The 19,176-nt window shown below is 61.9% G+C and carries 18 protein-coding genes and 1 pseudogene; 3 read left to right on the forward strand and 16 right to left on the reverse strand.

Annotated features, from left to right (window positions below; all coding sequences use genetic code 11):
- Window positions 1-52: 52 nt before the first annotated feature.
- Entirely contained in the window at window positions 53-1,498 is a 1,446-nt protein-coding gene (gene trmFO / locus J5274_RS14095) for a methylenetetrahydrofolate--tRNA-(uracil(54)-C(5))-methyltransferase (FADH(2)-oxidizing) TrmFO (RefSeq protein WP_142823034.1), read from the forward strand.
- Here trmFO and J5274_RS14100 read toward each other — a convergent pair.
- From J5274_RS14100 to yajC, 5 genes are all read right to left on the reverse strand, one after another.
- Entirely contained in the window at window positions 1,489-1,950 is a 462-nt protein-coding gene (locus J5274_RS14100; RefSeq protein WP_142823035.1) for a hypothetical protein, read from the reverse strand. The two genes, trmFO and J5274_RS14100, sit on opposite strands and share 10 nt — an antisense overlap.
- Window positions 1,951-2,021: 71 nt before the next feature.
- Window positions 2,022-2,876, reverse strand: a complete 855-nt coding sequence (locus J5274_RS14105) for a phytoene/squalene synthase family protein (protein ID WP_142823036.1) — start codon at window positions 2,874-2,876, stop codon at window positions 2,022-2,024.
- A gap of 9 nt (window positions 2,877-2,885) precedes the next feature.
- Window positions 2,886-3,275: an Mth938-like domain-containing protein gene (locus tag J5274_RS14110; RefSeq protein ID WP_111221759.1), complete on the reverse strand. Its 390-nt coding sequence runs from the start codon at window positions 3,273-3,275 to the stop codon at window positions 2,886-2,888.
- The gene (gene secDF / locus J5274_RS14115) at window positions 3,275-5,824 is read right to left on the reverse strand and encodes a protein translocase subunit SecDF (RefSeq protein WP_142823037.1); all 2,550 of its coding nucleotides are present in this window, start codon (window positions 5,822-5,824) and stop codon (window positions 3,275-3,277) included. The genes J5274_RS14110 and secDF overlap by 1 nt, the downstream gene beginning before the upstream one ends.
- Before the next feature lie 62 nt (window positions 5,825-5,886).
- Entirely contained in the window at window positions 5,887-6,237 is a 351-nt protein-coding gene (gene yajC, locus J5274_RS14120; protein ID WP_142823038.1) for a preprotein translocase subunit YajC, read from the reverse strand.
- Between the two features lie 200 nt (window positions 6,238-6,437).
- On the opposite strand from yajC, the gene J5274_RS14125 reads away from it, so the two are divergent.
- Both J5274_RS14125 and J5274_RS14130 read left to right on the forward strand, forming a co-directional pair.
- A complete protein-coding gene (locus J5274_RS14125) occupies window positions 6,438-7,313 on the forward strand; it encodes an ATP-binding protein (RefSeq protein WP_263431689.1) in 876 nt (291 codons plus the stop codon).
- Between the two features lie 214 nt (window positions 7,314-7,527).
- Window positions 7,528-9,075, forward strand: a complete 1,548-nt coding sequence (locus J5274_RS14130) for a bifunctional diguanylate cyclase/phosphodiesterase (protein WP_142823040.1) — start codon at window positions 7,528-7,530, stop codon at window positions 9,073-9,075.
- A gap of 134 nt (window positions 9,076-9,209) precedes the next feature.
- Here J5274_RS14130 and J5274_RS14135 read toward each other — a convergent pair whose 3' ends face one another.
- The 11 genes and pseudogenes from J5274_RS14135 to nagZ form a co-directional block, all read right to left on the reverse strand.
- Window positions 9,210-9,758 (reverse strand): TetR/AcrR family transcriptional regulator, encoded by a 549-nt coding sequence (locus J5274_RS14135; RefSeq protein ID WP_142823594.1) that lies wholly within the window; start codon window positions 9,756-9,758, stop codon window positions 9,210-9,212.
- Between the two features lie 7 nt (window positions 9,759-9,765).
- The gene (locus tag J5274_RS14140; RefSeq protein WP_142823595.1) at window positions 9,766-10,227 is read right to left on the reverse strand and encodes a nuclear transport factor 2 family protein; all 462 of its coding nucleotides are present in this window, start codon (window positions 10,225-10,227) and stop codon (window positions 9,766-9,768) included.
- 155 nt (window positions 10,228-10,382) lie between these two features.
- Window positions 10,383-11,984, reverse strand: a complete 1,602-nt coding sequence (locus J5274_RS14145; RefSeq protein WP_142823041.1) for a LysM peptidoglycan-binding domain-containing M23 family metallopeptidase — start codon at window positions 11,982-11,984, stop codon at window positions 10,383-10,385.
- Window positions 11,985-12,151: 167 nt separating this feature from the next.
- The gene (locus tag J5274_RS14150; RefSeq protein ID WP_142823042.1) at window positions 12,152-12,805 is read right to left on the reverse strand and encodes a protein-L-isoaspartate(D-aspartate) O-methyltransferase; all 654 of its coding nucleotides are present in this window, start codon (window positions 12,803-12,805) and stop codon (window positions 12,152-12,154) included.
- A gap of 216 nt (window positions 12,806-13,021) precedes the next feature.
- Window positions 13,022-14,305: a serine--tRNA ligase gene (gene serS / locus J5274_RS14155; RefSeq protein ID WP_142823043.1), complete on the reverse strand. Its 1,284-nt coding sequence runs from the start codon at window positions 14,303-14,305 to the stop codon at window positions 13,022-13,024.
- 101 nt (window positions 14,306-14,406) lie between these two features.
- Window positions 14,407-15,234 carry a twin-arginine translocase subunit TatC gene (gene tatC / locus J5274_RS14160; protein ID WP_142823044.1) on the reverse strand — a complete coding sequence of 276 codons (828 nt, stop codon included), beginning with the start codon at window positions 15,232-15,234 and terminating at the stop codon, window positions 14,407-14,409.
- Window positions 15,235-15,527: 293 nt separating this feature from the next.
- Window positions 15,528-16,100 (reverse strand): annotated as a pseudogene (tatB, locus tag J5274_RS29275) (Sec-independent protein translocase protein TatB); the annotation flags it as partial.
- Between the two features lie 54 nt (window positions 16,101-16,154).
- The gene (locus tag J5274_RS14170) at window positions 16,155-16,388 is read right to left on the reverse strand and encodes a twin-arginine translocase TatA/TatE family subunit (RefSeq protein WP_111221750.1); all 234 of its coding nucleotides are present in this window, start codon (window positions 16,386-16,388) and stop codon (window positions 16,155-16,157) included.
- A gap of 187 nt (window positions 16,389-16,575) precedes the next feature.
- On the reverse strand, window positions 16,576-17,253 hold the full coding sequence (gene scpB / locus J5274_RS14175; protein WP_142823596.1) for an SMC-Scp complex subunit ScpB: 678 nt from the start codon (window positions 17,251-17,253) through the stop codon (window positions 16,576-16,578).
- 35 nt (window positions 17,254-17,288) lie between these two features.
- Window positions 17,289-18,086 carry a ScpA family protein gene (locus J5274_RS14180; RefSeq protein WP_374113746.1) on the reverse strand — a complete coding sequence of 266 codons (798 nt, stop codon included), beginning with the start codon at window positions 18,084-18,086 and terminating at the stop codon, window positions 17,289-17,291.
- Between the two features lie 73 nt (window positions 18,087-18,159).
- A complete protein-coding gene (nagZ, locus tag J5274_RS14185) occupies window positions 18,160-19,173 on the reverse strand; it encodes a beta-N-acetylhexosaminidase (protein WP_142823047.1) in 1,014 nt (337 codons plus the stop codon).
- Between the last annotated feature and the right edge of the window lie 3 nt (window positions 19,174-19,176).

The raw sequence follows: 19,176 nt of genomic DNA on the forward strand, positions 1-19,176 counted from the left end.
TTTTGGTTCCGGGTGATTGGAAGCGGCGAGCCATCGTGCTATTCAGCCGCCCATGAAAACAACCCTATCTCCCATCCACGTCATCGGCGGCGGCCTTGCAGGCTCGGAAGCCGCTTGGCAGATCGCAGCCTCCGGTATCCCGGTCATCCTGCACGAAATGCGCGGCGTTCGCGGCACCGATGCTCATAAGGGCGACGACCTCGCAGAACTCGTCTGCTCCAATTCCTTTCGCTCCGACGATGCCAGCAGCAATGCCGTCGGCGTCATCCATGCGGAAATGCGGCTGGCCGGTTCGCTGATCATGGCCTGCGCCGATCGCAACCAGGTGCCGGCCGGCGGCGCACTTGCCGTCGATCGTGACGGCTTTGCAGCCGATGTCACCCGTGAGATCGAAAGCAACCCGCTGATTACCGTCGTTCGCGAGGAAATCACCGGCCTGCCCCCGAAGGAATGGGATCAGGCGATCATTGCCACCGGCCCCCTGACCGCACCGAGCCTTGCTGCCGCGATCCAGGAGGAAACAGGTGCCGATGCGCTGGCCTTCTTCGATGCGATTGCGCCGATCGTCTATCGCGACAGCATCGACATGGATATCTGCTGGTTCCAGTCACGCTACGACAAGGTAGGCCCCGGCGGTGACGGCAAGGACTACATCAACTGTCCTATGGACGAAGCCCAGTACAATGCCTTCATCGATGCGCTGATCGGAGGCGATGCCGTCGGCTTCAAGGAATGGGAAGGCACCCCCTATTTCGACGGATGCCTGCCGATCGAGGTGATGGCCGAACGCGGCCGCGAGACGCTTCGTCACGGCCCGATGAAGCCGATGGGGCTGACAAACGCTCACAACCCGACCGTCAAGGCCTATGCCGTCGTCCAGCTTCGCCAGGACAATGCGCTGGGTTCGCTCTACAACATGGTCGGCTTCCAGACGAAACTGAAATACGGCGCGCAGGCAGATATCTTTCGCATGATCCCCGGCCTGCAGAATGCCGAGTTTGCCCGCCTCGGCGGCCTTCACCGCAATACGTACATCCACTCGCCGGTGCTGCTCGATCACTCGCTGGCGCTGAAGTCGCGGCCCGGCCTGCGCTTCGCCGGCCAAATCACCGGCTGCGAGGGTTATGTCGAAAGTGCCAGCATCGGGCTTCTCGCCGGACGGTTCGCAGCTGCCGAACGCCACGGAAACACGCCGAGCCTGCCGCCAGCCACCACTGCGCTCGGCGCACTTCTCAACCACATTACCGGTGGCCATATCGTCAGTGACGAGGAGCCCGGCAAGCGCTCGTTCCAGCCGATGAACATCAATTTCGGATTGTTCCCGGAACTCGAACCCGGTTCGATCGTCAAGCCGGAAGGCATCAAGCGCTTTCGCGGCAAGGACAAGACGATCATGAAGCGCCAGCTGGTGGCAAAGAGGGCGCTGGCGGATTGCGCTCGATGGCTCGGTCTTGAGCCGGCTGCCGAACCCGTCGAGGCCATGGCCGTTCAGGGCTGATTGGCGGCCGTCTTTTCCGGCAAGACGAGATCATCGGTCGCGACATAATTGCCGAGCAACCACAGCGACACCTCGGCGGCCTCTTTTGCCGAGGTGAACTCGTAGGTGCCGTTGTGATGCGGCACGTCGAGGAAATCGATGGTGATGCGGCGCTGGTCGGCCGCGTCCCGCACGCGCGCCCTGCCCGGCTCGATCACGTGGCAGGCGAAATGCTTGCCGAGATCCTTCATGAAGCCGGCCTTGTTGTCGTGCAGGCGGACGAACAGCGCCTTTCCATCCCTCGTCTTCTGCAACTGGCGGATCGCTTCGGTCGGGAAGGCCCGGCCGAATTCCAGGATCGCCAGACCGAGGTCATTGAGGCTCTCCTCCTTGTCCTGCGCCACCATGCGGGTGGCGTAAAACCCGAAACCGACGACAGCAACAAAGATCGCCAACCAGATGAACATTGCCATGGCGATTCTCCCTTCAGGACGAGTGCGTTAAAGCCGCATAACGCGCGAGACTTGCGCGAGTTTGACTGGTGTCAAAATTTTCCGCGCATCGCGGCAACGGCCATGCTGAGCTGGCGACGCCATTGCGAGGCCTGTATCGGCCGATCGAGGATGCCGGCACCGAGTTTCTGCGCCTTGCGCAGGATAGGCCCTGTGAGCGCCACAAGCAAGAATGCCGGCATGAGGCCCGGTGCGACGGGCCCTGAGGCGCGGGCCTTCGCCAGATGCTCCTGCCCGAGACCTGCAAATGCATCGATGGCAGCGGTGACCCGGGGGATATCCGTGCCCGCGAGGAAACTGTCACGGTCGAGGCCGACAGCGGAGAGGATTTCCAGCGGCAGGTAGAGCTGGCCACGATGGCGATGCAGCGGCATCAGTAGCAGACAGCCGGCAATCGCCTGGGCGACGCCTGCGTGGCCGGCAGCATCGGTCGAGCGGGCAGCATCGGACGGCGACAGCACCAGACCGGCCAACTGGATCAGCGCCGATGCGGTCTCGCCGGCATAGCCTTCGAGGGCATTTCGGTTTTCCATCGGGTCGTCATAGAGATCGAAAATCCGGGCGTCGATCATGTTGACCAGCGTGGCGCGTGGCAACCTGTGTGTCTCGATTGCTTGCAACAACTCCGACGCCAGAGGATTGGCCTCGGTCGAGCCGTGCGATTGGCCTTCGAGCAGGTCGCGCCAGTATTGCAGGCGCACCTCGCCGGGCAGCGGCTCGTGGACCAGATCGCGGATGCGGGCAAGTTCGGCATGAAAACCATAAAGCGCTGCAAGCGGCCGGCGCTTGTCCTCCGGCGACAGCAGGCACGCGAGATAACGGTCGCGATCGGTGTCGCGAAGGATGGCGAGGCAGATCTCCTCGTTGCTGCGAAGCGCTGCCGCCATCTCGGGCCCCTAGTCGACGGCGATCAGGGCGCAGGCAACCGCCCGCGATTCGGACAGCATGATGTTGAAGGTCCGCACTGCCGCTCCCGTATTCATCGGATCCGACGACATGCCGGCATCGCGAAACGCCGTCTTCAGCGCCTGCGGCAAGGGTCGCATATCGTCACCGGTGCCGACCAGCAGGAATTCGATCTCGGCAGCCTCGTCGATGACCTTCTGGAAGCGATCCGGCGTCAGTGCATCGGCGGCCGTCATGTCCCAGCCGTAGATGCCAGACGGCAGGCAGAGGATCGAGCCGCGATGTGACATGTCGGCAAAACGAAAGCCGCCATTGCCATAGACGTCGATCGGCGCGCGGCCGGGAAAATGGGCGGAGCGGATCTCTATGCCACGGGCCATCAGGCCACCGCCTTGCCGGCTGGCGGCACATCCGGCTGCGGACCGGGCTGCACCCCGCGCGGCCGAAGCTTGAAGGCGATCAGCACCGGTGCGGCGATGTAGATCGACGAGAAGGTGCCGACCGCAACGCCGAAGAACATCACGAACGTGAACGAGCGGATGACCTCGCCGCCGAAGATCGACAGCGCCAGCAGCGCCAGCAATGTGGTTGCCGCCGTCAGCACGGTACGCGACAGGGTCTGGTTGATCGACGCATCGATGAGGATCGGCAACGGCATCTGCTTGTAGTGCCTGAGGTTTTCACGCATCCGGTCGTAGACGACGACGGTATCGTTGAGCGAATAGCCGATGATCGTCAGCACCGCCGCGATGCTCGTCAGGTTGAATTCGATACCGGTGACAACGAACAGGCCGAAGGTCAGGATGATATCGTGCAGCGTCGCGATGATCGCCCCCAGCGCATACTGCCAGGCAAACCGCACCCAGATATAGATGAAGATCGCCGCCAGGGAGGCCATCACGCCAAACGTACCCGCCCGCGTCAGTTGGCCCGATATCGCCGGACCCACGACCTCGACGCGGCGGAACTCGTACTTGTCCTGCAATTCGCCACGCACCAGCGTTACCGCCGACTGCTCGGCATTTTCGCCGCCATCCTGCGACTGCAGGCGGATCAGCGCACCGGTCGCATTGCTGATCGGCTGCGCCTGGACATCGCCGATATTCAGCTGCCCGAGCCGCGTCTTGATATCCGGGATATCGACCTTGCCCTGCTTGGCACGAACCTCGATCAGCGAGCCGCCGGTGAAATCGACACCGAGATGCATGCCGAACGAGAAGAAACCAATCATCGACAGCACCGAAAGCACGGCCGAGATCGTGAAAGTATAGCGGCGGATGCCCATGAAGCGAATATTGGCGCCGTCGAAGACGGCAGTCCGCACGCCCTTCGGCAAATGCTTCGGCCGGCGGCGCTTGATCCAGATGGCAATCAGCCAGCGGGTCAGCGTGAAAGCCGTAAACAGCGATGCGATGATGCCGATCCCGAGTGTCACGGCAAAGCCGCGCACGGGACCGCTCCCCATGGAGAACAGGATGGCAGCGGCGATCAGCGTCGTCACATTGGCGTCGATGATGGTCGTGTAGGCGCGCGCAAATCCGCTTTCGCAAGCCTGCACGAACGGCGTCCCACCCTTCAGCTTTTCGCGGATACGCTCATAGATCAGCACGTTCGAATCCACCGCCAGGCCCATCGTGAAGATGATGCCGGCGATACCTGGCAAGGTCAGCGTCGCCTGGAAAAGGCTGAGGATCGCCATGATGAGAATGATGTTGAAAACCAGCGCCGCGGTGGCGAAACCGCCGAGCGAACCATAGAAGAACACCATGAAGGCAACCACGGCAAAGGCACCGACGATGCCGGCGATGATGCTCGCACGGGTCGAATCGGCGCCAAGGCCGGGCTCGACGGTACGCTCCTCGACCACCGTCAGCGTTGCCGGCAACGAGCCGGAGCGCAGAAGGATGACGAGGTCGGCAGCCCCCTCTGGCGAAAAGTTGCCTGCCAGCATACCCTTGCCATCGGTCACGGGCTGTTTGATCAGCGGTGCCGAGATCACCTGGTCGTCGAGTACGGCGACGTAGGACTTGCCGACGTTCTTCGCCGTCGCCTGCGCGAATGCCTGGGTGGCCTTTGCATCGAGCTGGAAGGTAACGACGTTCTGCTTGGTCTGGGTATCCAGCATCGGCTCGGCGGCGATGATGCTCTGGTCGTTGGCCACGGGCCGCTTGAAGACGAGGTAGCTATCCGGCGGATCGTCCTGCGAATACAGCACTTCGGAATTGGCCGGTGGCTGCGTGTCGATCGCCGTCTGCACCGGCATGCTCGTATCCAGCATGTTGAAGGTCAGCTTCGCCGGCTGGTTCAGCAGCGTCTTCAGCCGCTGGGGATCGGTCAGGCCCGGCACCTCGACGATGAGCCGGTCGCTGCCCTGCCGCTGGATCAGCGGCTCGCGGCGGCCGACCTGCTTGACGCGGCTGCGAACCACTTCGATCGACTGGTCCAGCGCCTCCGCGGTACGGTAGGCGATACCCTCGTTGGTCAGTGCCATGGTTATCAGGCCGCCATCGCCGGGGACGACGGTCGCCTCGCGGATCGAACCGCCGGTGGCCGAGCTTCCGACGCTGTCGGTTAAAGGCTTGAGTGCATCGGTTGCCGCCGCCATCTGGCCGACGTCGGTCAGGTGCATGGTGATGGTCTGGACGGTACCGGAAAGATCGACGGTGGGAATTTTCGCATCACGCAGCCGGCGCGCGACATCGTTGATCGTTGATTGCAGCCGGGCTGCGACGATCTCGTCGCGCTCGATCTTCAGCGAGATCCGCGATCCGCCCTGGAGGTCGAGACCGAGGATCGCTTTGTGGTGCGGCAGCCAGCTCGGGAAACGCTCGAGCTGGCGGTCGCTGAACAGGTTGGGAAGTGCGACGAGGACGCTGGCAACAACGGCAAGCCAAACGAGGATTGTCTTCCAGCGGGAGAATTGCAGCATGGCGTTCTCGACTTTACTATTCGTCGCGACGCGGCCGGACGGCCGGCCGCCCGTTATCGATGCTAGGCTGCGTCCGCCTTGACCGGTTCACCCTTGACGCGGACTTCCGAGATCGCCGTGCGGACGACGCGGACCTTGACGCCTTCGGCAATCTCGACTTCCAGTTCCTTATCGTCGACGACCTTGACGACCTTGCCGACGATGCCGCCGCCCGTGACGATCTGGTCGCCGCGACGGATATTCTTCAAAACGTCGTCACGCTTGCGAGCCTGGGCGCGCTGCGGCCGGATAAGGAGAAAATACCAGACGACCATCAGCGGAACGAAGAGGAAAACCATCTCCATGCCGGAACCGCCAAACACGCCCATGGCGGTATCGGTGGCGCTCTGGGCGTATGCGTTGGTGATAAACATCGGGAACTCCTCAAAATCCAGGCGGGAAACAACCCGTTACACCGCGCGAGATATCATTGTGATCGTGGCAAATGCAACAAAAACAGCCGATAACCGTACCGTTTTCTCAGCCTCTTAACCTTTCGGCCGGGGAAAGGCCATGCTACCCGGCAGCGAAATGAACTTTTGCCGCTGCGTCCCATAACCCATCCGGAGGAAACATGGTGACCGAAGATCAAAACGCACTGATCCTTGCCGAACTCCGCCGTCTGGCATCGGCGGTCGAAAGATTGGCCGGCCCGGCTCGTGCCGTCAATGACTGGGATGCTGCGGACTGCTTCGTCTGGAGCCCTGCCCGCGAGCACCTACAGCCCGTGCCCCGTCCGAACCGGGTGGCAATCGGCCTTATCCGGGGTGTCGATCATGTGCGCGACATCCTGCACGAAAACACGCTGCGCTTCGCCGAGGGATTTGCTGCCAACAACGTGCTCCTCTGGGGCGCACGCGGCATGGGCAAGTCCTCGCTGGTAAAAGCCGTGCACGCCGACATCATCCGCTCGACCGGCGTCCCGTTGAAACTGGTGGAGGTCCACCGGGAGGATATCTCGACGCTCCCTCTGCTGCTCGACATCGTCAAGGCGGCCTCGCTGCGCGTCATCGTCTTCTGCGACGACCTCTCCTTCGATCACGATGACACAGCCTATAAATCGCTGAAAGCAGCGCTCGACGGCGGCGTCGAAGGCAGACCCGACAATGTGCTCTTCTACGCCACGTCCAACCGTCGTCACCTCCTGCCGCGCAACATGATGGAAAACGAGCAGTCGACGGCGATCAATCCGTCCGAGGCCGTCGAGGAGAAAGTTTCGCTCTCCGACCGTTTCGGCCTCTGGCTCGGCTTCCACAAATGCAGCCAGGACGACTACCTGCTGATGATCGATGGTTACGCCAAACACTTCAACCTCGCTCTCGATCGCGACGAGATGCACCGGGAGGCGCTGGCGTGGTCCACGACCCGGGGGGCGCGCTCCGGACGCGTTGCCTGGCAGTACATCCAGGATCTGGCCGGCCGACAACGGATCGAGCTGCCGCGCGACTGACTTTTCCCGGCCCGGGCAAGGAATTGCGACCGTATGCCAGCATTAAACTTGGAGGCTCAAGAAATACTTTGGAAACCCAAAGTATATGAATAAAAACTCATTTTCACTTTGAATTTGCTAATTAAGATTTACTTTATGATGCCGCGATATGTTTGGGCTGAGGAAAATGAGTGACCTCTGAGAAGGCTATGACAGCCATCGCCTGGGAGATGTCATGCCTTTTTTTCGCAGCAAAGCTGGCCACGAAGCGATATTCTTGGGAGTCTTCGGCACAGTCATCTGGGCGCTGGGAAGCCAATTCCAGGCGTTCGAGGCTGTAACCGCATTCGTGCTACGCAATGACGACTATCAGCTCGACGACCTGGCGCTGGCGATTACAGTCACCGGGTTGGTCAGCCTGATCTATTCCATCCTTCGCCTGCGCGATCTCAGCCGGGAAGTCGGCCGCCGCGAGATTGCCGAGCAGGGTGTGAAGTGGATCTCCGGTCACGACGAAACGACAGGGCTCCCCAACCGCCGGTCTCTCGACGAACGCATGGCCTGCCCGCAACACAGCGGGGAGGACAAGCTTGGCGTCTTCGCCCTCCAGCTCGACGGCTTTAAAAAGATCAAGGACCTGTTCGACCACAAGACGGCAGACGACGTGCTGCGGGTGATGGCGGAGCGCCTGAAGGCGATCTTCCCGTCTGACGATATCTTCAGGACCGGTGGACGGGACTTTATTGCGTTCATCGCCGGAGCGGATCACGCTGAAATCGCCGAACAGGTAGCGGCCGCAATCGCAAGACCGGTCGCCGTCAGGGGACAGGCGGTCGAAGTTGGCGTCGCGGTCGGTTATGCGCTTCTTCCCGTCGACGGGACTGACCTCGCAAGCGCCGTGCGCTGCGCCGAAGTTGCCATGGAAGCGGCAAAGAACGACCCGGCACGAAAAATCCGCGCCTTCGAACCCACGATGCGCGAGCGGTGGAAGGAAAGCTCCGAGCTCGAGAAACAGCTTCGTCAAGCGATCAGAAAAAATACGATAAAGCCCTATTACCAGCCGATCGTCGATCTCCACACGGGCAGGATCAACGGCTTCGAAGCGCTCGCCCGCTGGGAACAGGAACCGGGCAAGTTCGTGCCGCCCACCGTCTTCATCGACCTTGCCGAACGCACGGGCCTGATCGGCGAGCTGACGGTCAAGCTCTTCCGGGTTGCCTGCGCCGATGCCGCCACCTGGCCGAACGGCGTTATTCTCTCCTTCAACCTGTCGCCGACGCAGCTGCATGACGGGCTGCTGGCAATCCGTATCCTGACGATCCTCTCCGAAGCCGGACTGCCTCCGTCACGCCTCGAGATCGAGATTACCGAATCGGCGCTCATCCAGGATCTCGTCGCTGCCGAGCGGATCATCGCCGATCTGAAGAATGCCGGCATACGCATCGCGCTCGACGACTTCGGTACGGGCTATTCGAGCCTTGGCCAGCTTTCGAGGTTCAGCTTCGACAAGATCAAGATCGACCGGATGTTCGTCTCGGAAGCCGCCGACGGCAAGAAAAACGAGAAGATCCTGAGAACGATCATCGGTCTCGGCAAGGGGCTGGATATCCTGACGACGGCGGAAGGCATCGAGACCGAGGAGCAGCTCCAGGCACTGATCCGGATGGGATGCAATCTCGGCCAGGGCTACCTCTTCGGCAAAGCCGTCCCCGCCGCCGAAGCATCCCGCCTCCTCGAACTCGATTGCAAACTGGTGGAAACCTCGGAGATGATGGTCGCCTGAGGCTATTGACAAGGTTACCTGTACAGCAACTTGCTGGCCAAGCGCCGGCTTGAGTTGCTGAAACGCGCGCGAGGGAAATCCAGCGACAAACACGACGCAACTGGCTTGCGCGCGATTTTCCCGTTTCAGCTGGATTAGCGATATACGGCGCGCATATTTTCGACGGCACGCCGAAAGACTTCGGTGTCATCCAGGGCTCGAGCCAGTACAATTCCGCCTTGGATCGTCATCACCATGCGCTCCGCTTCGATATCAGCCAGATCCGCTGGTTGTCCCGCCCTGCGAAGAGCATCCGACAGCGCCGCGATCCAACGCCTAAAGTAACTCGCGATCGACGCGCCAAACGTGTCGCGCGTTGCAACCATGGCAAACGTTCCCACCAGACAGATGCGGCTGCCAGACCGGAAGTAGATCATGACGTTGTCCAACATCGCGGCAATCGCCGCATTTGGCTCGCCCCTGCGCAGCGGTTCGTAGATCTCCCGCTCAAACCACGCATCGACGTCTGCAAGCACTGCGGCCGCCATCTCCTCCTTCCCTCCGGGAAAGAAATGGTAGAGGCTTCCCTTTCCTACCCCGATGCGCTCCGTGATGCTGTTTAGGGTCGTGCCGTCATAGCCGAGATCACGAAAGACTTCGGCTAGCAACCGCACAACGTCTTGCCGTTCGAATACCGCTTTCACATCGACCTCAAAATCCGAAATCTGACAGACCGGGGTGGTCATCAGGTCGCCTGCCCAGTGGCCAGAAATACCGGCGCTCGTGCTCCTGTATGGGCTTGTCATTGATGCAAGCAAAGCGCCGCTGCATCAGGCCGTCGGCATCGAATTCCCAGTTTTCGTTCCCGAAGGAGCGAAACCAGTTTTGGCTATCATCGTGCCACTCATAGGCAAAACGGACAGCGATGCGGTTTTCCGAAAACGCCCAGAGCTCCTTGATGAGGCGGTAATCCAGTTCCTTTTCCCACTTTCTCGTCAGGAAGGAAATGATCGCAGGACGGCCGGTTACAAACTCGGCCCGGTTTCGCCATTCGCTGTCTGGCGTGTACGCCAGCGCTACCCTCTCCGGATTGCGGCTATTCCAGCCATCTTCAGCCGCCCTGACTTTCAGGGTGGCGGTTTCAACCGAGAACGGGGGAATCAGGGAAACCACGAGCAACCTCCTTCTTTTACCAATTTGCTTATTCTGTACCAAAAGGTACAGCCATGTCAATCAGCGAGCAGCTACTGAGTCACCGTCGTATCGTCCAAAACGACAAAAAGCCCGGCATGACCGGGCTTTTTGCATAACTCCTCGAGACGCACTATCTATTCAAGGAAGGTCATTGGGTTAACCGGCGAGGCATTCTTGCGGACCTCGAAGTGCATCTGCGGCTGCTTGGCATTGCCGCTCATGCCTGAAGTTGCGAGTGTCTGGCCGCGTTGTACTTTCTGTCCGCGCGTGACGCTCAGAGTGTCGGCGTGGCCGTATACGGTGACCGTGCCGTCGTCGTGGCGTACCAGCACCGTGTTGCCAAGCGCCTTGAGACCATTGCCGGCATAGATGACGACGCCGTTTTCGGCGGCCTTGATCGGCGTGCCCGATGGCACCGAGATGTCGATACCGTCGTTGCGGCTGCCTTCGACATTGGCGCCGTAGGCGGCGATGACCGCGCCGCGCACAGGCCAGCGATACTTGCCGATGCCGGTCGATTCCGGCGCAGCGGAGCCGGCGTCCGATTTCTGGGCGTCGTTGACGGACTGGGTCGGCAGCGAGGCGACCTTGGTCGGCTCCTCGGCAGCGACGGGTGCAGCTGCCTTGACCGGTGCCTTTTCAGGCGCGATCGAAGCTGTTTTCATATCGTCGGCAGCCGGTGCTGCGCCAGCCTGCGGCAGCTTCAGCGTCTGTCCGACCTGGATGCCGTTCTTGCCGATGCCGTTGGCTGCCTTCAGCGCGTCGATATGAGTTCCGGTGGCCTTGGCGATCTTGGCGAGCGAATCGCCCGGCTTGACCACGTAGCTGCCCGGCGTCGGTCCCTTGCCTGCCCCGGCCGAGAGCTTGCCGGAGCCGTTCTCGGCGCTCAGCTGCTGCTTGTCGCGGGCCGTATTGCCGTTCGGAAGAACAGCGGCATCCTGTTCGGGCGCCTTCGACGGGATCGGCTGCTTGCCACCCTTGTCGAGATCGGCGGCCTGCGACGATGCCTTCACGACATTAGCGCCGCCATTCATGGTTGGAATGATGATGGAGCGGCCCGGCTGGGCGGACGCGGCGCTCTTCAGGCCGTTGACGCGCAGGATTTCCTTTTCCGGAACGCCGTAGCGGCTGGCAAGCGTCTTCGTCGTCTCGCCGGGGCGCAGAGTAACGGTTGGCGCGTTATCGCCGGTCCAGGCAGACGGCTTGCCGGGCGTGGTGCCGGTCGCCATGCGATCCGGGGCCTCGCGCGGTGGGGCCAGCGAATGCGGAGCAGACCCGCGGTTCGGCGCGGCATCTGGATAGGGCTGCGCAAGAGCCTGCTGCTCTTCGCGGGGCGGCCGTGTCGACAGGTGGTCGGATGTGGCGATACCGGCAGGCGCGGCCAGCTGCGAGCGCTGAACCGACGGAGCGGCAGCAATCCGTGCGTTGGAATAGGCCGGCTTGTATGTCTGCGGCTGCGACGGATAGGGCTGGTTCATGGCAGCATTGCCATTGCCGTAATCCGATTGACCAGAGGCCACGTTGGCGGGCGGGACAGGATCGCGGTCGAGACCGCTCAGCTGCCGTCGCGGGATGGAACCCGTCGTCATGGTGTCGGAGCTCGAACCGGAGCTTGCGAACATCCCCGAGAAACGAGAGGCATCCGAACTGCAGCCTGTCGCGGCGCTCGCGAGAAATGCTGCAACCAGGACCTTGCCTGTCGTCGTGCTGATATGTAACGGAAAGCTGAAACGCATGACTCGACCCACTTAAGACGCAACCCATTTGTGAGTTCCATTAAAGCGCGTTAATCTTACCATGCGGTTAAGGCGCTGGAGTCATGTGGATTTTTTTGAGAAATTGCTAACCATAGTCCACAGCCCCGTGGCTGCGGCGTGCCGAAACGCTGCAATCCCGCCAAGCGTCAGAGATAGGCCGCAAGCTTCGGGATGATCGGCAGGTAGGGAACTTCGAACAGTTCCTCGCGCTCGAAACGGCTGCCGGTCTTTGTCAGGCGCACCATGCGGCAAACGGTATCCGTTATCATCACAGGCGTGATCATCGAGCCGCCGGAGACCAGCTGGTCGGCATAGAAGCGCGGCATGGTCGGGAAGGCGCCGGTCACCAGAATGCGGTCGAACGTACCCTCGCCCGGCATGCCGGCGCTACCGTCCGCCTGGCGTACGATGACGTTGCGCATCGCCAGTGTCTCGATGCGCTTCTGTGCTGCAATCGTCAGCGTCTTGTAGCGGTCGACTGTCAGAACCCGTTCGCCGAGCCGGCCCATGACGGCAGCTGTGAATCCCGTGCCGGTGCCGACTTCGAGTACGCGGTGGCCCGGCCGGACCTTCAGATGGTGGAGAAGCCTGATGACGAGGTCGATGCCTTCCATGAATGATCCGCATTCGATCGGGATCGTCCGGCTGGAATAGGCATCTGACACCGCCTGCGCCGGCACGAACAGCGAGCGAGGCGTCTGCTCCACGGCAGTCAATAGGTCGATGTCGGAAATGCCTTCAGCACGCAGCCGCAGCACGACGGCCGCAAAACCTTCCCTCTCAAGAAGTCGAGCTGTCAAACCGCTACTCCGTGACCAACCGCCCGCAATGTGCCGGACTGAGGCGCATAATTGGCGTGATCGGGTTTCAAAGAAGTTACCGGCAGCTGTTTTTGCTGTGAAGCGCGCATATCCGCACCCTCACCCGACAGGAAACAGGCAGCGATCCGCGCAGCAAATGGCCGCGAGGTCGCGAAGGTTTGGTCGGTCTTCGTCGATAACACTGGCACCGTCCTGCTATGCTGCCCGCTCGATGGTCTTCAATCCAGCCATATAGGGCACCAGAACTTCAGGCACAGTCACGGAGCCGTCCTCGTTCAGATAATTCTCGAGCACGGCGATCAGGCAACGACCGACGGCCGTGCCGGAGCCATTCAGCGTATGCACGAAGGTGGTGGCCTTGTCGTCCTTGCCACGGTAGCGGGCATTCATCCGCCGGCCCTGGAAGTCACCGCAGACGGAGCACGAGGAGATTTCGCGATAGGCATCCTGGCCGGGCAGCCAGACCTCGATATCGTAGGTCTTGCGGGCGCCGAACCCCATATCGCCGGTGCACAGCATCATCGTGCGGAAATGCAGCCCCAGACGCTTCAGCACTTCCTCGGCGCAGGCGGTCATCCGCTCGTGCTCGGCAACCGCGCTATCGGCATCGGTGATCGATACCAGCTCGCATTTCCAGAACTGATGCTGACGCAACATACCGCGCGTGTCGCGTCCGGCCGAACCGGCTTCCGAACGGAACGATGGCGTCAGCGCGGTAAAACGCAGAGGCAGCTTGTCCTGCTCGAGGATCTCGCCCGAGACGAGGTTTGTCAGCGGCACTTCGGCAGTCGGGATCAACCAGCGGCCATCGGTGGTGCGGAACAGGTCTTCGGAAAACTTCGGCAGCTGGCCGGTGCCGTACATAGCTTCATCGCGCACCATCAGCGGTGCGCTGACCTCGGTATAGCCGTGTTCGCCGGTGTGCAGGTCGAGCATGAACTGGCCGAGCGCCCGCTCGAGCCTCGCCAGCGGCCCCGTCAGCACGGTGAAGCGCGAGCCGGAAATCTTGGCGGCACGCTCGAAATCCATGTAGCCGAGCGCTTCGCCGATCTCGAAGTGCTCCTTGGGCGGATGGTTCCACCGCGGCTTTTCACCGACCACGCGGGCAATGACATTGTCGTGCTCGTCCTTGCCGACCGGTACGTCGTCGAAGGGAATGTTCGGCAGGCGCGACAGGGCATCCGTGAGCGCCGCCGTCAACTCGCGCTCCTCGGCCTCGGCGGCTGGCATGGCGACCTTGATCTCGGCTACCTCCGCCTTCAGTGTCTCGGCAAGCGCACTGTTCTTCTGGGCCATAGCCGCGCCGATATCCTTGGAGGCGGCGTTGCGGCGGGACTGCATGTCCTGCAGCGCCTGGACGACGGAGCGGCGCTTTTCGTCGAGTGCGATGATGGTTTGCGCCTGCGGCTCGGCACTGCGCTTGGCAAGCGCTGCATCGAGGGCTTCGGCATTGTCACGGATCCATCTGATATCGAGCATCGTCGTTCCCGGTCGCTTCGTGAAAACAGCTCCGGCCGGGGCCTGACCAAGCCTCCAGCCGGAGTTAAAGGGCGATACCGCAGGGATGCGGCGTTAAAAAATCAGTCTTCGTCGCGCGGTACGATGGCCGAAGAGGACGCTGTTTCTTCTTCACCCTGTCGCTTGCGGCTACGCTCCACCATACGTGCAGCGTAGATCGAAATCTCGTAGAGAAGGATGGTTGGAACGGCAAGGCCGATCTGCGACATCGGGTCCGGCGGCGTCAGTATGGCTGCGGCGATAAAGGCAAGCACGATCGCAAACTTGCGCTTCTCCGCAAGCCATGTCGAGGTCAGCAATCCGACCCGGGCAAGCAGCGTGGTGATGACCGGAAGCTGGAAGACCAGTCCGAACGAAAACACCAGCGTCATGATCAGGCTGAGATATTCCGACACCTTCGGCATCAGCGAGATGGCGATTTCACCATCGGCCGGCGATTGCTGCATCTTCAGGAAGAACCACATCACCATCGGGCAGAAGAAGAAATATACCAGCGCCGCGCCCATCAGGAACAGCACCGGCGAGGCGATGAGGAACGGCAGGAAAGCGTTGCGCTCGTTCTTGTAGAGGCCGGGCGCGACGAATTTGTAGATCTGTGCCGCGATGATCGGGAAGGCAATGACCAAGGCGCCGAACATCGCCACCTTGACCTGCGTGAAAAAGAATTCCTGTGGCGCCGTATAGATCAGCTGCGATTTGGCAACATCGAGATGGGCCCAGATCACCGCCCATTTATATGGGTAGACGAGATAGTTGAACAGTTGCTTGGCGAAGGCGAAGCACACCATGAAGGCGATAAAGAACGCGGCGATGGACCACATCAGCCGCGTCCGCAATTCCATGAGATGTTCGATAAGCGGCTGCGGCTTATCGCCGATATCACTGGTCATGCATCGTCTTCCTTGGTGACAGGCGTGTTCGAGGTGCCAGCCGCCTGCTGTGGAACAGCGTTATCGACAGCAGGCTTCGGCGCGACCGGCTTGCGCGCCCGCTTCGGCTTGTCGGCAGCGGGCAGCCCGACCTGGGCCGGCTCGACGACGGAAGGCCCTTCCAAATCGGCAGCCTGCGCCTTGACGCGGGGCCGACGGACTGGCGTCGACGGGGAGAGAACTTCCTTGACGACGGGTACGGACGTCACGACGGGAGCCGAGGCCTGCACGTCGAGCGCTTCAGCCCGCACGCGAGGCTTGCGCGCAGCCTTTGGCGCCGTGATCGCTTCAACCGTCGTCTCGAGGGTCGGCACCTCAGTGGCGATCAGCTCCGGCTTGGCGCGCGGCTTGCGCACCGCCTTGGGCTTTACGGCCGTCTCGGCTACCACGGCAGCGGCCTCCGCAATCGCGGCAGGTGCGGGAGCGACGACCGGTGCCGGAGCTTCGGCTACAACAGGAGCCGTCGGCTCCGACGCAACGCCATCAGTGTGCGGCAGCATCTGCGGTTCCGCTGGACGTTCGACTGTCGTCGAGCGCTGCAGATCGGCCTTGATGTCATTGCCCATCTGCCGCAACGGGTTCATTGCCTCACGCAGGCTATGCGCCGGGTTTAGCTTCTGAGCATCGGCAATCGTCTGACGGACATCGTCCAGGTCGGCCTCTCGCAAGGCATCATCGAATTGCGCCCTGAAATCACCGGCCACCTTGCGAAAACGCGTCATCATCTTGCCGAAAGTTCGCAGCATGGGCGGCAAGTCTTTCGGGCCGACGACAACGATCAAAACAACCGCTATGACGAGCAGTTCGCTCCAACCAATATCGAACATCAAAGGCTCCTGGGCGGGCACGGCACGAGAAGGCCGCCATGCACCCCATTCTGGTTATTTCGTTTCGTCGGCCTTGTGATCGACGGTGCGGCCCATTTCCGGACGGATGGGATCGCCACGTGGCTGGTCGCGCGGCGCAGCCGTTTCGTCCTCGTCGGTCATGCCCTTCTTGAAACTCTTGATGCCCTTGGCGACGTCGCCCATCAGTTCCGGGATCTTGCCGCGGCCGAACAACAACAGCACGATGGCCAGAACGATCAGCCAGTGCCACATACTAAAAGAACCCATGACGATACCCCTTGTGTTATGTCCCTAGGATGTAAGCGGTTTGCCAAGCTTTTTCAAACACCAAAATCGCCCGGTCGCTAAGACTTGATACCACCATCCATCGCCGCCCGCTTTCGCTATCCATAATCCTCTCGTGCTGTGGCGGAACAAAGACGGGTTGTCGAAGCAGTCCTCACCGCAACCGGCGTCAATCCGGCGCACCGGTCGGCGCCAGCAATCCCAGCTCCTCCAGGTCGAGCTGGGTGATCGGATCCTCGTCCTCGCTCAATTCGTCGCTCATCACAGGCGAGGGCATGGCGAAATTGGCAGGGATACGCCCGGTGAGAAGCCCTGCCCCCTTCAGCTCTTCGAGACCCGGCAGGTCGCGGAGCTCCTCCAGCCCGAAATGATCGAGAAAATCGCGTGTCGTGCCCAGTGTGACCGGCCTTCCCGGTGTGCGCCGGCGTCCCCGGAAGCGGACCCAGCCCGCTTCCATCAACACGTCCAGCGTTCCCTTCGATGTCTGCACGCCGCGGATATCCTCGATCTCGGCCCGGGTTACCGGCTGGTGGTAGGCAACGATCGACAGTACCTCGAGCGCGGCGCGCGACAGTTTGCGGACCTCATGCTCATCCCGCCGGATGATGAAGGAAAGATCGGCAGCCGTCCGGAATGCCCAGGCATCGTCGACCTGGACAAGATTGACGCCCCGCCCCGCATAATTCTCGCGCAGCCGCAGCACCATCGCGCGCACGTCGATGCCATCAGCAATCCGGTCGCGGATATAGGCTTCGGAGACCGGCATTGCCGAAGCGAAGATCAATGCCTCGGTAATCCGCTCGGCCTCGCGCAGCCGCGCCGCATCCGCTGCGCCCTCGCCCGTCATCTCAGTCTCTGCCTGCCCTTCCGACACCGCCACTCCTATTCCGCCGCGTCGAGGATGGCGTGCTTCGGGCCACGGCGCATGTAGAGCGGCTGGAAGGCGCCTTCCTGGCGGATCTCCATCTTGCCCTCGCGCACAAGCTCCAGCGACGCTGCAAAAGCGCTGGCGATGGCGGTCACTCGCTCGCTCGGGCTTGTCATGTAGCGCAGCAGGTAATGCTCGAGCGCCGTCCATTCAGGCACGTCGCCGATCATCCGTGTCAGGATGGCGCGCGCCTCGACGAGCGACCACACGGTCCGCCGTTCGATCGTTACCTGGGTTATAGCCTGGCGCTGACGCAGCCCTGCATAGGCATTGAGAAGATCGTAGAGGCTGGCGTCGAAGGCCGACTGCCGCTGGTCCGGAATGTGCTCCGGCGCCCCCCGGGCGAACACATCGCGGCCGAGCCGGTTGCGGTTGACGAGGCTGGCGGCAGCATCCCGCATCGCCTCGAGCCGCTTCAGCCGGAAGGCCAGCGCCTCGGCCATTTCCTCGCCGCTCGGCCCGTCATCCTTGTTCTGCTGTGGAATGAGCAGCTTCGATTTCAGAAAGGCAAGCCATGCCGCCATGACCAGGTAGTCGGCCGCAAGCTCGATGCGGACCCGGCGCGCGGTCTCGACGAAGACCAGATATTGTTCGGCCAGCGCCAGCACCGAAATCCGCGCCAGATCGACCTTCTGGTTGCGCGCAAGATGCAGCAGCAGGTCGAGCGGCCCTTCGAAGCCGGCGATGTCGATGACAAGTGCCGGCTCCTGCGGATCGCGATCCACGGCAGGTTCCTGCCACAGCCGATCCATCGGCGTTGCCGCCGCTTTGGTCAGATCCGTGGCCTTGCCGTTGTCCAATCTCGCCCCTCGCAGATCGCTCGTGTCAGGCGATCGACAGCATCCCGTCGAACTCGGCGCGAATGGCTTCCTCGTCGGCACCATCGCCCTGCCCGAAGGCCGCCTCGACCGCCCTGGTCCGCGCAAGCGCTTCGCCCGAAAGCACAGGCACTGCGCCAACCACCTGCTTCATTTCGTCCATAATGCCATTGCAATGCAACACGATATCGCAGCCGCCGGCAATGATATTTGCAGCCCGCTCGCCAATCGTGCCGGCAAGCGCATTCATCGAGGTGTCGTCGGAGATCAGAAGTCCCTTGAAGCCGATGAAGTCGCGAATGACTTCGTCGATGACGATCTTCGATGTCGTTGCCGGGTTGTCGGGATCGATGGAGGTGAAGACGACATGGCAGGTCATCGCCATCAGCTCGTCCTTCAGCGCCATGAAGGGCGGGAAATCATGGGCTTCGAGCTCTGACCGGGACACGGATACCACAGGCAGTTCGTGATGCGAGTCGGCAAAGCCCCGGCCATGGCCCGGCATATGCTTCATGACAGGCAGCACGCCGCCGGCCTTCAGGCCCTCCGATGCGGCGCGGCCCATCTCGGTCACGGTCACCGGGTCGCCGCCATAGGCGCGGTTGCCGATGACGTTGCTGCTGCCCTCGACGGGGACGTCGAGCACCGGCAGGCAATCGATGTTGATGCCGAACTTCAGGAGATCGAAGGCGTGCAGCCGTGACATCAGCCAGGCGGCGCGCAGGCCCGCCTCGCGGTCGCGGCGATAGATATCTCCGAGCGCCTGGCCTGACGGATAATGCTGCAGGATCGGCGGACGGATACGCTGCACCCGGCCACCCTCCTGGTCGATCATGACGGGCACGTCGGCACCGACGCTGTCGCGAAGGGCAGCCACGAGGTCGGCGATCTGCGCCGGCTCGCCGATGTTGCGGCCAAACAGAATGAACCCCCACGGCCGCTCGCCGGCATAGAAGGCGCGCTCTTCGGGAGTGATGGACAGGCCGCTACAGCCCAGGATCATTGCTTTCGATTCGGTCATGCC

Origin of the sequence: Rhizobium sp. L51/94, assembly GCF_019355555.1 — a bacterium.
GTDB lineage: Bacteria > Pseudomonadota > Alphaproteobacteria > Rhizobiales > Rhizobiaceae > Rhizobium > Rhizobium rhododendri.

Excerpts from the sequence above, each read along its gene's own strand:
- J5274_RS14180 (WP_374113746.1), bottom strand. The coding sequence starts at position 18,086 with ATGGATCGGCTGTGGCAGGAACCTGCCGTGGATCGCGATCCGCAGGAG.
- yajC (WP_142823038.1), bottom strand. The coding sequence starts at position 6,237 with ATGTTTATCACCAACGCATACGCCCAGAGCGCCACCGATACCGCCATG.
- trmFO (WP_142823034.1), top strand. The coding sequence starts at position 53 with ATGAAAACAACCCTATCTCCCATCCACGTCATCGGCGGCGGCCTTGCA.
- J5274_RS14105 (WP_142823036.1), bottom strand. The coding sequence starts at position 2,876 with ATGGCGGCAGCGCTTCGCAGCAACGAGGAGATCTGCCTCGCCATCCTT.
- scpB (WP_142823596.1), bottom strand. The coding sequence starts at position 17,253 with ATGACGGGCGAGGGCGCAGCGGATGCGGCGCGGCTGCGCGAGGCCGAG.
- tatC (WP_142823044.1), bottom strand. The coding sequence starts at position 15,234 with ATGACCAGTGATATCGGCGATAAGCCGCAGCCGCTTATCGAACATCTC.
- J5274_RS14110 (WP_111221759.1), bottom strand. The coding sequence starts at position 3,275 with ATGGCCCGTGGCATAGAGATCCGCTCCGCCCATTTTCCCGGCCGCGCG.
- secDF (WP_142823037.1), bottom strand. The coding sequence starts at position 5,824 with ATGCTGCAATTCTCCCGCTGGAAGACAATCCTCGTTTGGCTTGCCGTT.
- J5274_RS14125 (WP_263431689.1), top strand. The coding sequence starts at position 6,438 with ATGGTGACCGAAGATCAAAACGCACTGATCCTTGCCGAACTCCGCCGT.
- serS (WP_142823043.1), bottom strand. The coding sequence starts at position 14,305 with ATGCTCGATATCAGATGGATCCGTGACAATGCCGAAGCCCTCGATGCA.
- J5274_RS14145 (WP_142823041.1), bottom strand. The coding sequence starts at position 11,984 with ATGCGTTTCAGCTTTCCGTTACATATCAGCACGACGACAGGCAAGGTC.
- nagZ (WP_142823047.1), bottom strand. The coding sequence starts at position 19,173 with ATGACCGAATCGAAAGCAATGATCCTGGGCTGTAGCGGCCTGTCCATC.
- J5274_RS14130 (WP_142823040.1), top strand. The coding sequence starts at position 7,528 with ATGCCTTTTTTTCGCAGCAAAGCTGGCCACGAAGCGATATTCTTGGGA.
- J5274_RS14170 (WP_111221750.1), bottom strand. The coding sequence starts at position 16,388 with ATGGGTTCTTTTAGTATGTGGCACTGGCTGATCGTTCTGGCCATCGTG.
- J5274_RS14100 (WP_142823035.1), bottom strand. The coding sequence starts at position 1,950 with ATGGCAATGTTCATCTGGTTGGCGATCTTTGTTGCTGTCGTCGGTTTC.